11 protein-coding genes are annotated in these 15952 nt (G+C 48.0%); 4 read left to right on the forward strand and 7 right to left on the reverse strand.

Features of this window, described 5'->3' with window-relative positions; translation table 11 throughout:
* Positions 1-132 precede the first annotated feature (132 nt).
* Positions 133-1188 carry a UDP-3-O-(3-hydroxymyristoyl)glucosamine N-acyltransferase gene (gene lpxD / locus ABD836_RS03505; protein ID WP_344932420.1) on the forward strand — a complete coding sequence of 352 codons (1056 nt, stop codon included), beginning with the start codon at positions 133-135 and terminating at the stop codon, positions 1186-1188.
* A 111-nt stretch (positions 1189-1299) separates the two neighbouring features.
* Positions 1300-3390, forward strand: coding sequence for an elongation factor G (fusA, locus tag ABD836_RS03510; RefSeq protein WP_344932422.1), 2091 nt, complete (start codon positions 1300-1302; stop codon positions 3388-3390).
* Between the two features lie 90 nt (positions 3391-3480).
* On the opposite strand, the gene ABD836_RS03515 is transcribed toward fusA, so the two are convergent.
* Entirely contained in the window at positions 3481-4269 is a 789-nt protein-coding gene (locus tag ABD836_RS03515; protein WP_344932423.1) for a crotonase/enoyl-CoA hydratase family protein, read from the reverse strand.
* Positions 4270-4510: 241 nt separating this feature from the next.
* Positions 4511-5116, reverse strand: coding sequence for a TetR family transcriptional regulator (locus ABD836_RS03520; RefSeq protein ID WP_344932425.1), 606 nt, complete (start codon positions 5114-5116; stop codon positions 4511-4513).
* A 199-nt stretch (positions 5117-5315) separates the two neighbouring features.
* Here ABD836_RS03520 and ABD836_RS03525 point away from each other — a divergent pair, with 199 nt between their 5' ends.
* Positions 5316-6482, forward strand: a complete 1167-nt coding sequence (locus tag ABD836_RS03525; protein ID WP_344932427.1) for an alkane 1-monooxygenase — start codon at positions 5316-5318, stop codon at positions 6480-6482.
* 64 nt (positions 6483-6546) lie between these two features.
* Positions 6547-9096, forward strand: a complete 2550-nt coding sequence (locus ABD836_RS03530; protein WP_344932429.1) for a TonB-dependent receptor — start codon at positions 6547-6549, stop codon at positions 9094-9096.
* Between the two features lie 73 nt (positions 9097-9169).
* Here ABD836_RS03530 and ABD836_RS03535 read toward each other — a convergent pair whose 3' ends face one another.
* From ABD836_RS03535 to ABD836_RS03555, 5 genes are all read right to left on the reverse strand, one after another.
* The gene (locus ABD836_RS03535; protein ID WP_344932430.1) at positions 9170-9694 is read right to left on the reverse strand and encodes a hypothetical protein; all 525 of its coding nucleotides are present in this window, start codon (positions 9692-9694) and stop codon (positions 9170-9172) included.
* Positions 9695-9920: 226 nt separating this feature from the next.
* Complete coding sequence (locus ABD836_RS03540) at positions 9921-10679, reverse strand: VIT1/CCC1 transporter family protein (protein WP_344932431.1); 759 nt, start codon at positions 10677-10679, stop codon at positions 9921-9923.
* 51 nt (positions 10680-10730) lie between these two features.
* Positions 10731-11825: an ATP-binding protein gene (locus tag ABD836_RS03545; RefSeq protein WP_344932432.1), complete on the reverse strand. Its 1095-nt coding sequence runs from the start codon at positions 11823-11825 to the stop codon at positions 10731-10733.
* 10 nt (positions 11826-11835) lie between these two features.
* The gene (locus tag ABD836_RS03550; protein WP_344932433.1) at positions 11836-14094 is read right to left on the reverse strand and encodes an ATPase, T2SS/T4P/T4SS family; all 2259 of its coding nucleotides are present in this window, start codon (positions 14092-14094) and stop codon (positions 11836-11838) included.
* A gap of 165 nt (positions 14095-14259) precedes the next feature.
* Positions 14260-15492 (reverse strand): APC family permease, encoded by a 1233-nt coding sequence (locus ABD836_RS03555; protein WP_344932435.1) that lies wholly within the window; start codon positions 15490-15492, stop codon positions 14260-14262.
* Positions 15493-15952: the final 460 nt, after the last annotated feature.

Consider the following 15952-nt stretch of genomic DNA (forward strand, 5'->3'; position numbering starts at 1 on the left):
CCATGTCGTCGACGCCTTGGTGAGTAATTTAGCCAACAGATAAATTATGCAGTCTATGTGAATTTGGCTGCCACTCCACTGTTCGACCTACCCAAAACTCCAATAATCTGTATATAGGCAGAGAGAATACTCATGGGCAAAAAAGAAAAAAACTTGGCTGAACTCGCTGAATATCTTGGTGCGGAACTAGTCGGTGACGCAAATCACAGTATAAATGGCATCGCCGATTTACAAACGGCAGCTGCGTCGCAACTTGCCTTTATAAACCAAGCCTCTTACGCCCAGTATCTTCCCGAGACTTCAGCCGGCGCGGTTATATTAAGTAGCGAATTTGCTGATCAATTCAACGGCAACAAACTGATCGTAAACGATGCCTACCTCGCTTATGCAAAAGTATCTGCCCTATTTGAAGCCTTATCCGTTTTGCCAACAGGCGCACACCCGTCAGCAGTTATCGCTGCGAGTGCACGGGTTCACCCCAGTGCGGCTATAGGTGCTAATTGTGTGGTTGGCGAAAATGCGCACATTGGCGCCGATGTAAAACTTTACCCCGGCGTCTCAATTGGTGATCGGGCTACGATTGGTGAAAAAACCCTGCTTCACCCTAACGTGGTCATCTATCACAGCGTTGAAATTGGTAAGGACTGCATTATCCACAGCGGCACTGTTATCGGTTCAGATGGCTTTGGCTTTGCGCCGGTGCGCGGCGGCTGGGAGAAAATTCATCAGCTCGGCGCCGTTGTTATCGGCGACAATGTGGAAATAGGCTCCAACACCTCCATTGACCGTGGCGCGCTGGGCAATACCATTATCGGTGACAATGTGATTATCGATAATTTGGTTCACATCGCCCATAACGTAAAAATCGGCAAAGGCTCTGCTATCGCAGGCTGCGTGGGTATCGCGGGCAGCGCGACACTAGGTGAAGGCTGTACCGTTGCCGGCGCTGTGGCTATTAACGGCCACATCACGATTGCCAACAACAGTCATTTTCATGGCGGCACTATTGTCACTAAGGGTAATACTGAGCCTGGCGTGTTTGCTTCTGCACCGCCGCAGCAAGATGTTAAAAAATGGCGTCGGAACTCCGTTCGCTATACCCAGCTTGATGATATGTCAGGTCGAATTCGGCAGCTAGAAAAGCAAATACAGGCTTTACTGGACCAAAACCAAAGTAAAGATAGCTAAAACACGTAAAATTTCACTTAAATAATTTAGACAAACTCATTTATAGGGGCATATCCGCTTAATATCCTGTATATTAGCGCCCTATTTTCAACCCAGCTTACAGAGAGCGCCATGACTGATTTATCCCTTTACAGAAATATTGGTATTTTCGCCCACGTCGATGCCGGTAAAACCACCACCACTGAGCGTATCCTTAAGCTGACCGGTAAAATTCATAAATTGGGTGAGGTTCACGAAGGTGAATCAACGACCGACTTCATGGAACAGGAAGCTGAACGCGGCATTACCATTCAGTCAGCAGCCGTTAGCTGCTTTTGGAAAGGCCACCGTTTCAACGTTATCGACACACCGGGCCACGTTGACTTCACTGTAGAAGTTTACCGCTCACTTAAAGTGCTCGATGGTGGTATCGGCGTATTCTGTGGTTCTGGCGGTGTTGAACCCCAATCTGAGACCAACTGGCGCTACGCGAACGACTCAAAAGTATCGCGTTTGATTTTTGTTAACAAACTTGACCGTATCGGCGCTGACTTCATTCGCGTTACCGATCAAGTCAAAAAAGTATTAGGCGCCAACCCATTAATCATGACCCTGCCTATTGGTCGTGAAGATACCTTCTCTGGCGTTGTTGACCTGCTTAGCCGCAAAGCCTATATATGGGACGAAACTGGCCAGCCTGAAAATTATGACGTAGTTGATGTACCAGCCGATATGGTTGACGACGTTGAAATGTACCGCGAGCAGCTGATTGAAACCGCGCTTGAAGTAGACGACGACCTGTTAATGGCCTACATGGAAGGCGAAATGCCTTCAGACGAAGACGTTAAGCGCTGTATCCGCAAGGGTACTCTTGAACTGGCTTTCTTCCCAACATATTGCGGTTCTGCCTTTAAAAACAAAGGCATGCAGCTGTTGCTTGATGCAGTAGTTGAATATCTACCAACCCCAACCGAAGTTAATCCTCAGCCATTAACTGACGAAGAAGGCAATGCCAACGGCGAATTCGCGATTGTTTCTGCCGACGAGCCCTTCCGCGCACTTGCGTTCAAAATCATGGACGACCGTTTCGGTGCCCTGACTTTCGTACGTATCTACTCTGGTAAGCTGAATAAGGGTGACACCATCCTTAACTCCTTTACCGGCAAGTCAGAACGCGTTGGCCGCATGGTTGAAATGCAAGCCGATGAGCGCAACGAATTAAGCGGCGCGCAGGCTGGTGACATCATCGCCATCGTGGGTATGAAGAACGTACAGACTGGTCACACCCTGTGTGATCCTAAGCACCCATGTACCCTTGAAGCCATGGTATTCCCAGAGCCAGTTATCTCGATCTCTGTTACGCCAAAAGACAAAGGCTCAACCGAGAAAATGGGTATTGCGATCGGTAAGATGGTTGCAGAAGATCCTACTTTCCGCGTTGAAACTGACATAGATTCTGGTGAAACCATCCTTAAAGGTATGGGTGAATTGCACCTCGACATCAAAGTCGACATTCTTCGCCGCACCTATGGTGTTGACTTACTGGTAGGCCAGCCACAGGTTGCCTACCGCGAAACCATCACCAAAGAAATCGAAGACAGCTACACGCATAAAAAGCAGTCTGGTGGTTCTGGTCAGTTCGGTAAGATCGACTACGTTATTAAACCAGGCGAGGCCAACACAGGCTTCACCTTCACCTCGAAAGTGGTTGGTGGTAACGTTCCTAAGGAATTCTTCCCTGCAATCGAGAAAGGCTTCCGCTCTATGATGGGTGTTGGTCCTTTGGCTGGTTTCCCAGTACTAGACGTTGAAGTCACTTTGGTAGACGGTGGTTTCCACGCCGTTGACTCCTCGGCAATCGCGTTTGAAATCGCAGCAAAAGGCGCTTTCCGCCAGTCTATGCCTAAAGCCGGCCCACAGCTGCTTGAGCCTGTGATGAAAGTCGACGTATACAGCCCAGAAGATCACGTAGGTGATGTTATCGGTGACCTCAACCGTCGTCGCGGTATGATCTCTGGCCAGGAAGCTAACGTTACTGGCGTGCGTATCAAATCTGATGTACCTCTTTCAGAAATGTTTGGCTATATCAGCACCCTGCGTACCATGACCTCTGGTCGCGGTCAGTTCTCAATGGAATTCTCTCACTACGCCGCTTGCCCAGCCAACGTAGCTGAAGCAGTAATTGCCAAAGAGAAAGAAAAGAAAGCCGCTGCTGCTAAGTAATTCTTGGCCTGCAGTAAAAAAAGCCCTGCCAGTGCAAACTGACGGGGCTTTTTTAATAGCGGACACTTTATTATTCGGACTCGATCGCGCTTAGCGACCCTTAAACACCGCCTGGCGCCGCTCTTTAAACGAAGCCACCCCTTCCGCGGCATCTTCACTCTTCATCAACGGGACCTCACGAGCGACAAGGCGCGCGCATTCATCAAGCCCATTCAACAAATAACTCCGCGATGACTCCAGACTAGCCTCTACCGCTAACGGCGCTTGAGCCGCAATGTTCGTCGCTAAGGCCAGCCCCGCTTCGAAGACCTTCTCGTCATCAACAACCTCTTGAACCATACCAATCCTTAGCGCAGTTTCAGCATCGAATTCGTCGCCTGTTAGCAAGTAACGCTGGGCATTGGCATAGCCAAACTCTTGAACCATACGCACCGTCGCACCACCGCAAGCGATGATACCGCGCTTAACTTCAATCTGACCGAAGCGTGCACTTCGGCCGCAAACACGTACTTCGGCGCCTAAAGCGAGCTCGATCCCAATGGTGTAACAAATACCGTGTATTGCCATTACTATAGGTTTACGGCAGCGATGCTCCGGCCGCAATCCGAGTGGATCACACTCATCAGTGGGAATCTCAGGCCATTCTCCTGAGGAAAACACATCGGTCCACTGGGGTAAATCCAAGCCCGCAGTAAAATGCTTGCCATTTGCATATACCAGTCCGCAACGTAAGTCTTTATTTGACTCCAGAAGCTTGTACGCTCGCGCCACCTCATGCCATGTGTCGTGATCAAAGGCGTTGTATTTTTCTGGCCGATTAAGACCAATCAACAACACGTGACCACGCTCTTCTATTACCACTTTAACCGTGCGAGTCATGCTCTCTCCTAGATTAGTTGTTATTAAGCGAGCGGATTCAGCTACTGTCCACTTAATATAGTCGCGATTGCGGAATCACGAAATTTATTTAACCCAAGAAGTAACGTAACAAGCTCGCGCCATACCTTATCAATCGCGGTTCAGTGAAGTTCTCGTCCTGCTCTCCGCGACAGACAGCAAGAGCTCCCATGAACCATGCACTTATAGACGACTATGGTTTCTAGCGACTCAGTACCTAGATCTAAGAAGACAAAATAAACTGCACCTGAAACTCAAACTGCGACAGAAGCGCATCACCTTCAGCGGATGACTCTCGTGACACATCAAGTAAATCTGGAATTAAACTTAAGCCTAAAGAAACGATGGCCGCCACCGCAGCTTGTTTTTCTGGCAGACTAAACCGCTCAAAAAGACCTCGGTCTTGAAAATCGCTGGCCATTTCCTCAACAATTTTGCGCACCTCATTACGAATCGCACTACGAATTGAGGCCGAACTCCCCGCCCGCTCTCTTGCGATGAGAATAAAAAGGGATTCATTGCCACGGATATATTCAAATGCCGCAACCACCGAAGCCTTAATTACCGCTGCTTCCGTCTCGGCATCCCGCACCCCTTTCAATACAGCTCGCAGCGTTGCACCGACCTCACTGACAAGCGCCAAGCCTAGTTCTTCCATCGAGGTGAAGTGGGTATAGAACGCTGGTGGACTTAAACCACAAGCCTTGGTAATTCGACGCAGGCTAATTCCAGACAAGCCACTCTGATCTTCGGCAAGCAAGTCTAACGCTGCGCTCATCAGCTTTTCACGATTTCCTTTGCGACTTTGCTTTGGCTTACTACCGCTCATATTACCCTCATTATAAAACACTATTATCCAGCACTATCGCACGCGGCACATTATCTGTGAAACAGCGACGCGACCGCAAACTGCAATTGATCAATAAAATTCTAAATTACGATAAAGATGCTAAACCGTATCTTGACACATGTTAAGTTATATTTTAAAGTCCAACTTAACAACTGTTAATATATGGGGACCATAATAAATGAACTCGAGTAACAAGGCACAATGGAAAGACCCAAAGCGTTATCTCTGGTCACTAGGTTTACTTGTGCCACTGCTACCGATTTTTGGCGCCGCCATATATCAATATACGGGCCTTATTTGGGGCTGGTGGCTTGCCCCCGCGATCGTATACTTGATCATCCCTGTTCTTGATTATTTAGTGGGCACCGACCGCTCCAACCCCCCTGAATCAGCTGTGCCCGGCTTAGAGGCAGATAGCTATTACCGCTACATTGTATTCGCATATATTCCGCTTCAGTATGCTGGCACCTTGATAACCGTATGGTTTGCCTGCACTCAGCTTGGCACCTGGGGTATCATCGCCGGTTTATTCAGCTGTGCTTACGTGAACGGAATTGGTATCAACACGGGTCATGAATTGGGTCACAAACGCGACGCACTTAGCCAGTTTCTTGCCAAGCTTGCACTCGCTCCCGTTGCTTACGGCCATTTTTATGTCGAGCACAATTTTGGTCACCACCGTAATGTGGCAACACCAGAAGACCCAGCCAGCTCTAAGATGGGCGAGTCTTTCTGGCGTTTTTTACCCCGCACAATGATTGGCAGCCTTCGCTCAGCCTGCGCAATTGAACGTGAGCGCCTTGGCCGTAAAGGCTTAGGCTTTTGGCATTGGCGCAACGATGTATTGCAAGCATGGGCAATGACCATTGTATTGTTTGGCGGTTGCACCTTAGTCCTAGGCTGGCCCGCACTCGCCTTCCTCGTTGCACAGGCATTTCTCGGCGCGTCTTTACTTGAAGTGATCAACTACGTTGAGCACTACGGTCTTTTACGTCAGCGTGACGAGAACGGCCGCTACGAGCGCTGCTTGCCTAAGCACTCTTGGAACAGCAACCACATTGTGACTAACCTTGTTCTTTACCAATTGCAACGCCACTCTGATCATCACGCTCACCCAAATCGGGCATTCCAAGCCTTGCGTCATTTTTCAGATAGCCCCCAATTACCGTCAGGGTATGCTTCAATGATGATGCTCGCCTACTTCCCGCCACTGTGGTTCAAAGTTATGAACCCGCGCGTTGTAGCTCACCACCGCGGGGATTTTAGCAAAGCGAATGTGCACCCTAGCAAAGCAGAGAAATTAAAAATGTACTTCAGTACGATGAATAAAAGTGTAAACGCATAAACAGCAATAAGACTGATAACTAAGTATTTGGCGGCTGACTGGCCGCCTTAATAGGAGAAAGACAATGAGAACAAATAAGTTTGGCATGATCGCGCTATACGCGACTGTACTGCAAAGTACAAACGCGATAGCCGCTCAGCTTGAAGAGGTTGTGGTGACGGCTCAGCTACGCGAGCAAAGCCTCCAAGATGTACCTGTATCAGTGAGCGCTATAAGTGGCTCAAAAATGATGGAAGCCGGTCTGTCTAAAATCGAAGACTTACAGGCTTACGTGCCAAACTTTACGATGACGGAATCTAGTATCGGTACTGATATCTATATTCGCGGTATTGGTTCAGGTGAAAACCAAGGTTTCGAGCAATCGGTCGGTATGTATGTAGACGGCGTATATTACGGCCGTGCGCAGCTTGCTAGAGCCCCCTTTCTCGACTTAGAACGCGTAGAAGTATTACGTGGCCCGCAAAATATCCTTTTAGGTAAAAACAGTATTGCTGGCGCAATTAACATCAGTACTGCATCGCCAACTGAAGAAACCGAGTTTTATGTGCAAGGTACATATGAGCCAGACCTGAACGAGCAGGTTATCGACTTTATGGCCTCTGGCGCGGTTAGCGATAATCTCAACGCGCGTTTTTCTATGCGTCAGCGCCACACCAACGGCTTTGTCGAAAACCAAGTATTGAATCGCGACGAAGCGCAACGCGACGAAGCAACTTACCGCCTTAAACTCGGCTGGGACATGGGCAACGACGCCGATGCAATGTTGAAATTTGAAATAGGCAGCTTTGATGTGGTTGGTCGACAATCAGAGATTATCAGCGACTACGCTTCCGATTCAGACATTTTCCTATTTACCGGCCGCACTTATGGCGAAATCCTAAACGACACGGTTTTCCCCGATTTAGGCGCGGCGGGCGGCATACTTGGCTCTTTGCCTGCAGGCATTCGCAACCTGATTCAGCTGCAGGATAACGGTTCAATTCTGAATATGCAGGCCGATGATTCGGTTTTGGATTCCACGGCAGACCGTCGCCGCCACTCGAATGGAGACTTTAGTAATAACGACACCCAGAACATTACTCTGAATATGAACTGGTATGTCGACGGTGATACGTTTACTTCGATCACCTCCTACATGGCCTACCAGTACGACGAAGAATGCGACTGCGATTTCACTGGCGCACCACTGTTCCAAGTCGTGATGCAAGAGGAATACGAACAATACAGTCAGGAATTCCGCTGGATCTCCGCGCCAGGGGAACACTTTGACATGATCGCTGGTGCATACTTCCAGTATAACGACGTGTATTTCTTTGACTCGATTGTACTCCCCTCTACTCTCATCCCACAGCTGATTAACGCAGCTGACATATTGGAAGGCGGCGCTCGCGGCGACCTTGATCCTGGCGCGAATGGCAGCACCGGCTTTGAACTACTCGGTATTGGCGATGCAGGTAACTCATTAATTGATATTCGCTCTCCACGGGATTTCAAGAGTGATTCAATAATTGCCTCCGCATTTATGCAAGGCACCTGGATCATGACCGACACCCTCCGTTTAACCTTGGGCGGACGTTTCACCTACGAGAAAAAGAGCGGTAGCCGCAAGCTTGAGTTTGGGCTTCCCGACGGTTCAATATTGCCAATTGGCGAAACCGACACCGCCGCCGCAGTTACATTTGCAGCAGAGCGTCATGATCTGGCAGGCAAGCGCACCGAAGCACAATTTGCGCCGTTGCTCAACTTGCAGTGGGATTTCAGCGACGACGCTATGGCCTACTTCTCAGCACGCCGCGGTTTCAAGTCAGGTGGCTACGACGCCCGCTCAAACTCCTCACCGAGTGATGAGCCCACCGCGACCAACCCCAATGCGACTGTACCTAATCCTCGCGTCCTTATCGGTAGTTTTGAGTTTGAAGAAGAGCGAGCAACTTCCTACGAATTCGGCTTAAAGACCAGTTTGTTTGATGGCGTAGCAGAATTGAATTCCGCGCTGTTCTACACCCAATTCGACAATTTGCAGGTAAGTGTGTTTGACGGAACTCTAGGTTTCAACGTTGGTAATGCTGCTGGCGCAGTAACTCAAGGTGTTGAATTCGACGGCCGTGTCGCATTAAGCGAACACATCATCCTTGGTGCCGGTCTCGCCTTCTTGGATTTTGAATTCCAGGATCACAAATTGGGAACCTGTATTCAGGACCAAGAACCTGATCACCCGAACGGTATAAACTGCGATTACTCTGGCAAAACTAACCAGTACGCCGCCGACTATTCAGGTAACGTGCTGCTTGGCTATGAGCGGGAAATTGGCGATTCATTAATATTGCGGGCCAATCTCGACGCAATCTTTAGCGACGAGTATCACCCTTCCCCAAACCTTGATGATCGTGTAAAACAAGATGCCTTCATTCAGTACAACGGTCGTATTTCAATATCTACCGATGACGGCCAATGGGAACTTGCCTTGTTGGGTAAAAACTTGACGGATGAGCTCATCATCCTTTACGCAATCGATACGCCGGTAGCGAAGAAAGTTATCGCGGGTACAACTACCCACCACGGTTTCACTAATCCACCCAGAACCTTTGCGCTTCAAGCGTCATATCGCTGGTAAGATCAGATGCTTGCCGGTTTTGGGTGCCTATGCTCAAAACCGGCCTTTTTCCCCCGCAACGCCCTATCACTACTTATCTAAATTGCACTCGTTCTTTTGACGCCCCGCCACCACTCGCATGGCTAACGCATAAAACGATATCCGCATTTTTTGGAAGCTCATCAAAAAACACGATGAGATTCCGCTCCGCCCCTCCTTCACAGGAAAGCATATAATTAGCAGAGAATTTACAGCTCAATTCACCAGACAGTCCACAAGACTTGCCAGGCCCACAATCGCGATCATAAAACTCCGTTGACTCATTGCCACAAAACACAATTGAGCCTCCCGCCTCAATCACTGACAACTCAATATCGACTGTTCCGTCAGCCTCAATAGCATAAGTAACGCTAAATTGACCGTCATTTTCATAGGGATCTATGGGCTCGGGTGAGCCGGGGATAAGTGGATTGGATGTGCCTTTTATAACAAAACTAGAGATAGAGGAATCAGTGGCGCTTGGTCTGTTATTAGCGTCATCACTTGTCCCTGAGTCACCGCCATTACAGGCCACTAATACAGAGTAAAGCAAACATAGGGCTACCGTACGAGTCATCATTATTCAGTCCTTGAATAGTTTCTCTTCCAATAAGAAATTGATGGGTATAAAGCTGAAACCAGGTGATGCTGAATCCAGCTTGATTAAAATATTACGCGAAAGCTGGCATCTAAAAAATGGGAGTATTACCATCGAATGCTAATAATTGCTCACAAACACTGCTTAGCACATGGGTTTCTTTGAACAACTAGAATGACAAGAAGCAAACGGAATGACTACGCTATCGTTAGCCACTGACATTAAAAAACTCACGTAAAAAATACGCAGTAAAATAAGCAACCGCGGCGGCGGCACCACCGGTAAAGAGTGTACGCAATCCTGATTTAATTAAGGGCTTTGCTACCGCAAGACTTTTTAGCATCCCAATAACAAAGAACATCGTTCCCGCAAGAACCGCACTCGCCGCAAATTGTTGTTTCATCTCCAACGTAGACACAATATACGGTATTAATGGTATCAAACCGACTGATAGAAACGCAGCAAAGGTGACTGCAGCAGACATCGCCGGCTTTGGAACGGATTTACTTAGGCCATGCTCTTCCATCAGCATTACGTCCAGCCATCTATTTTGGTCTGCAGTTATCGTGCTGACAACTTCTTCCAATAGGTCGCCGTCAAAACCCTTGGCCTTAAAAATCTGTCGAATTTCTTCGCGCTCACCTTCTGGAATAAGTTTTATATGGCGCGCTTCCGACTTCCTTATACTTTCAATAAATTCCTGTTCCGCCTTGCTAGACTCATAATTACTCACGGCCATGCTAAAACCATCGGCAAAGAGATTCGCGAAACCCAGAATGACTGCAACGGAGGAAGGAAACCCAGCGCCAACCGAGCCAGACACCACTGCAAACGTGGTGATACAGCCATCGATTCCACCCAACACGGCATCTGAGATATTTTGCCGCTTTGGTGCTAAGGCTAAACGTTGGCGGATTTCCTCTGGACGATGCTCTTGAATCAAGTCTTCTTGGTTATTGTCATTCAAGAAACACCTCTCTGAACACTATCTACAATACGATTTTGAAAAAAACTTATTTCAAGCTTTAAGTATATTGCTCTGCTCATAAAGCTCTTGCCAGTGGCTGCCAGGTTTACTAACTACCTCAGTATCGAAATAATGCTTAACGCGGCGGCGGTCTTGGAGGTTGTCTTTTAAGGTAGCGCCGAGGAGAAAATGAATCATATCCCCCGGCCGTATTTTACCGTCGCCGTAGTAATGGGCGTACACGCCCATGGCGTGGGCTACCGATACGGCCTCGGCTGTGGACATTACCGCCGAGGCCAAGCGGTCGGTACTTCGGCCATTTAGGGTTTGACCGTTGCGAAGCTCATGAAAAACCGTGACTAGCATGTCAATAATCATTGGGTCTAGTGTGATAGCTATGCCAGAGCGCTCGATTAATTTATTGGCTTCGCGTTGCACCACATCAATTTCATTTTGGATGTCGCTGATGGCAGCAATAGTTTCAAAATTCATGCGCCGTTTTAAGGCTGCACTCATATCATATACGCCTTTATCGAGCGAGTTAGAGGTCCCAATAATATTAAAGCCGTCCCGGGCATATAGGCTTGCATCCTCCCCACTTAGCTCAGGTATATGCAGTTTGCGTTCAGATAGTATCGACAAAATAGCGTCTTGCACCGGCGCAGGGCAACGTGCCAACTCCTCAAAACGCACTAATTGCCCTGCGGCCATGCCTCGGTATATTGGGCCGGGAATCAACGCCTCTTTTGACGGGCCGTCACGTTGTAGCAGTGCTTCATTCCAGCCATAGAGCAATTGATTGTAGTGAGAGACCGCCCCACCTTGAATGGTGAATTGAGAGTGACCAGATATTGCACAGGCCAACAACTCAGACAGCCACGACTTTGCAGTGCCTGGCTCGCCAATGAGCATTACCCCGCGATTCGTGGCCAGAGAAATAATTACCCGGGTCAGCAGTTCACGTGGCGCAACGAATTTACTTTCGATCCCGAGCTTGTCGTTGCCGAGAATGAAATGCTCAACCGCAAACGGCGACAGCAGCCAGCCTGGCGGCGCCGCCGCCGTGTCCCATTCACGAAGCATCACTAGCTCATCCCGGTAGGCATCTTCTGCCGCGAGCCGTTGTATCGCCTTCTCAACCATCATCGCTCCTCGTTTAACTCACTTGCCACTCACCGCGTTTTTCTGGTGCCATGCGTTCTTGCGGTAAAATTCGTGGCAGTTCAGTTAACGGAATATTGCCCTGCACTACGTGATCAAGTGCGCTGTCGCGCATAGTGACTAAGCCAGAATCCAGCGCCTGAGCGCGCAGCTGCCCCATGGGAATGCGCTGAGAGATTCCGTCACGGAGCTCAGCGTTCAAATGCAAATACTCAATGACAGCAACCCGTCCATGAGTACCAGTGCCATTGCACTGCTCACAACCTTTACCGATAAACGCTTTAAAATGCTTGGGAGGATCACGAGGAAATAATTCTTTTAGTATCTGCGGATCTGGCAGTGCCTCGTATTTACAGTGCTCGCAAATACGCTTAGCTAGGCGCTGGGCCATAACTGCCAACAATTCGCTGGCAAGTGAGTTAGGGTGAACATTAAGGTCAAATAAGCGCTGTACGGCATCTATTGCGTCATTACAATGCAGTGTCGACAAAACAATATGCCCAGTCTGCGATGCCCTTATGGCCTCGAGTGCGGTTTCATGATCGCGAATTTCGCCGACAAGAACTACATCGGGGTCTTGACGTACAAAGGAGCGCATTGCATCAGCAAAGTTAAACCTGATTTCGGGCCGAACCCGGACTTGTTGTATGTCGTCTATAGAGTATTCAACGGGGTCTTCAATGGTGATGACTTTGCGGCTGGTGTCGTCGGCCAGTAATTGCAATCCCGCGTTTAGCGTGGTGCTTTTACCAGACCCCGTCGGTCCAACCACCAATACAAGGCCTGCAGGATTATTCAATAAGCGGCGATACTGGCCAGCAATCATCGGCGACATACCGAGGCTGTCGATACTAATAAGCGGTGAATTCTGGGCTAGTATACGAATAACGACATGCTCGCCATGTAATGCGGGCTGAACCTGTACTCGCAAATCAAAGCGAGCATCTCCTACTCTCACTTGAGCACGTCCACTTTGCGGCAAACGACGCTCGGCAATATTCATTTCGGCCCGTAACTTAACCACATTTACAAGCCCAAGGTATTCGCTACGACTAATTTGGTAATGCTGTAAGTCGCGCAATTCGCCGTCTATTCTAAGCCGCACACGAACTCGCTCGTGGTATATTTCCAGATGTATATCACTAGCGCGGTCGGCCACGGCATCGAGCAGCAAGGCTTCATAAACCGCCACCATTCTCGCATCGGGAGGTTTACTGTCGAGTAAATCCTTATCTTGTCCTGCTGCACTAGTGTCTTTTTGCTCCATAGCTACGCGGCCGTCTTTTGCTTGACGGCTCAACGAACTCCATAAACGACGGTAGTCAACAGGAGTAACTAGTACTTTCTCGATAGTTAACTCTGGAAAAACCAGCTGGACTTCCCGCATAGGCGTGCCTGGCTGAGTACAGGCCACCACTAGACTTGTGCCTTCTATACACAGTGGTATTGCTTGCAAGTGGTCAAGAAAAGCTGTTGAAAACTGTCCGAATAGGGAGGGGTCAGCACTAGCGAGAAGCTCTTCTGTCGAGCGCAGCGGTATACCATATTGACGCGCCATTGAACGGTACAGTTTTAACTCATCGAGGTGCTGAAATTTACTTATTTCATCTACAATTAACGTATGATTTTTATCCGCAAGTTTACGCGCTTTGGCCAATAGCGCGGGGCTAACCAAACCCAATTCGACAAATACCTGATCATCACTCGGGGCCAAATCGACATAGCCGTGTTCAGTTCGCGCGATTTTATGTTGGCCTTGGTTTTTATACATCACCACGACCGTGTGGGAAGCCTTGTCTCGCTCCAAGCATATATATTGCCCGCCCACAGCAAGCTGTTCCCACAGTTTTTCGTGTTGGCTAATGTTCGGTGTAGAAACCAAAATAAGATCGAAGGGGCCGGCGCTAGGTGCGCCTTCATTGCCCTCGCCAATCCTGAAATCAATATTTTTGATACCCAGACCTGCAAGCTTTTCGCGGGCGACACCAGCAAGTATCGCATTTTTTTCAATTGCAACCACATGGCCACCAAAACCGGCCAATACCGCAGCAGCGTATCCCACGCCTGCACCCAATTGCAGTATTCGTGGTGACGGCGGTAACGTGCAAATTGCTAAACAGCGCTGGATTAGTTCCCGTGATGGAACGCTTCTTCCAATGACCAACTCATGCTGAGAATTCTGAACAAAGTGCTGCCTATCCACTTTGGCAATCACTTCCTCATATTGATGAATATTAATTGTATTTTCTTTCATAAAACAACATCTTAACTGTGATCAAAAAAATTGATTTGCAACAGAAAAACCCACTATTTGTTATCTATAAAGCCACCATCTCCGAGACACCTATAATGCAGCAACTCATTAAATAAGGACCGCTATGTCTACTCAATAAGCTGTTTTACGTAATTTGTCACCCAATTAATAATGACTGATCTGGAAAACTAGCATACCAATACAAAGGATTGCTGCCAGTATTGGATAGCTTTTTAAGCCACCAATATAAGTAATACTCTCTTTACTCGCGTCTTGATAATTTCCCCGTTGAAGCTTCCACAGGGCTAAATTCACTAAGGCAAAGATTATTAGGATAATAAAACTGGTGAATTTTGCTAAAACCACTAAAGGGAAAAACAACGCAAAGATCAGAATCGCAACACCTATGGTGAGCGTTGCGAACACCGGAGTCTGGGTCGACAACGACACGCGATGTAAAAATACAGGACCGCCGTACTGTTTAGACATCCCATAGCAAACCCGTGAGGCCATTATTAACTGAATTAACACCCCATTCACAATTGCAAACACACTAATGACGGAAACAACTTTGGCTGCGCCGAAACTTCTTTGTGCCAACATATCGGCCAACGGTGAATTACTGTGCGATAAATCTTCAAGTGGTAACGAGAAAATCGCAACTAAGGCGATGAGGACATACAAACTCGTCGAAACAAGTACCACCCAAAATATTGCTCTGGGCATGGTTCGCTGCGGCTGCTTTACCTCTTCGACAACATTTACCATGTCTTCAAACCCGATGAAGGCATAAAACGCCAAAAATGCGCCCGAAAGCACGCCAGTGAATTGCGCCACAGACGTCGGTACAAAAAGTTGTTCAAGTTTTTCTGGCAACTGTAGAAGCACATCACCGCAAAAAGCCAGCACAATGAGTAAACCCATTACCTCTATGACAGTTATCAATGCGGCTAACATTAATGATTCAGCTATGCCCCAAACCGCTACCATGGTTAACACGACAACAATACTTATCATGGCAATGGTTTCATTAACCGGAATTAGCAGTAAAAGGTAGCCGATAAAACCATTTGTCAGCGTCGCGGCTGACACAACACCAGTAAGAATAATAAGTATACCAACCGTCAAGGTAAGCCATTTTTTACCAAAGCTGTGCTCTATATAGACCGCTTCGCCAGCGCTTTTAGGGAACAATACAACAAGCTTGCTATAGCTCAATGCTGTTAGCCAAGCAATAAAAGCAGCAAAGATAAACGAGAGTGGCGCCAATAAGCCCGCCTCAGCAGCGACTTTTCCGACGAGAACATAAATTCCTGCACCAAGTATGGTGCCTAGCCCATACAAGATGAGCAAGGGCTGATTGATACGACGAGCCAACACGTTCGTGGTTCCGATCAAGAGTGTCCTCACCTCTGGTAATACGCGACGGATGACATACCAGCCCCGAAAAAGAGAAACAGGGAAGATAGCGGCGAACTCATCATCTCATAACAAGACTTTTCGCCAATTGACCTATATCAATGAGGCAGTTAGCCAAACCTATAAAGTGTAAATAAAAGATTATAGCCTAAGGCAAAGGACTCATAGTTAGTCGCTGTTATACGGTAGCTAAACACAACAACAAGAAAACCACAGGTAGTGGCACCCAAGAACTGATAAAGCACATCGCCAGCAAAGTAGGAGGACTTCTTTGCGTTACTTCTCTTAAACTTTCAGGATTTGTAGTGGCATAGTGAATTTGGCCAAAGCGACCAAAAAGACAGCCACAGCTTTATGCAAAATAAAAGTAGGACGCTGTTCAGGCCGCGACATGTAAATTTAAATCCGGCGCCTGTAGTATGCTTGCTCCTACACGAGT

Source organism: Zhongshania borealis (assembly GCF_039539625.1).
Classification (GTDB): Bacteria; Pseudomonadota; Gammaproteobacteria; order Pseudomonadales; family Spongiibacteraceae; genus Spongiibacter; species Spongiibacter borealis.

What these genes read in the sequence shown, in the direction of transcription:
- lpxD (WP_344932420.1), top strand. Translation starts at nt 133, where the DNA reads ATGGGCAAAAAAGAAAAAAACTTGGCTGAACTCGCTGAATATCTTGGT.
- fusA (WP_344932422.1), top strand. Translation starts at nt 1,300, where the DNA reads ATGACTGATTTATCCCTTTACAGAAATATTGGTATTTTCGCCCACGTC.
- ABD836_RS03515 (WP_344932423.1), bottom strand. Translation starts at nt 4,269, where the DNA reads ATGACTCGCACGGTTAAAGTGGTAATAGAAGAGCGTGGTCACGTGTTG.
- ABD836_RS03520 (WP_344932425.1), bottom strand. Translation starts at nt 5,116, where the DNA reads ATGAGCGGTAGTAAGCCAAAGCAAAGTCGCAAAGGAAATCGTGAAAAG.
- ABD836_RS03525 (WP_344932427.1), top strand. Translation starts at nt 5,316, where the DNA reads ATGAACTCGAGTAACAAGGCACAATGGAAAGACCCAAAGCGTTATCTC.
- ABD836_RS03530 (WP_344932429.1), top strand. Translation starts at nt 6,547, where the DNA reads ATGAGAACAAATAAGTTTGGCATGATCGCGCTATACGCGACTGTACTG.
- ABD836_RS03535 (WP_344932430.1), bottom strand. Translation starts at nt 9,694, where the DNA reads ATGATGACTCGTACGGTAGCCCTATGTTTGCTTTACTCTGTATTAGTG.
- ABD836_RS03545 (WP_344932432.1), bottom strand. Translation starts at nt 11,825, where the DNA reads ATGATGGTTGAGAAGGCGATACAACGGCTCGCGGCAGAAGATGCCTAC.
- ABD836_RS03550 (WP_344932433.1), bottom strand. Translation starts at nt 14,094, where the DNA reads ATGAAAGAAAATACAATTAATATTCATCAATATGAGGAAGTGATTGCC.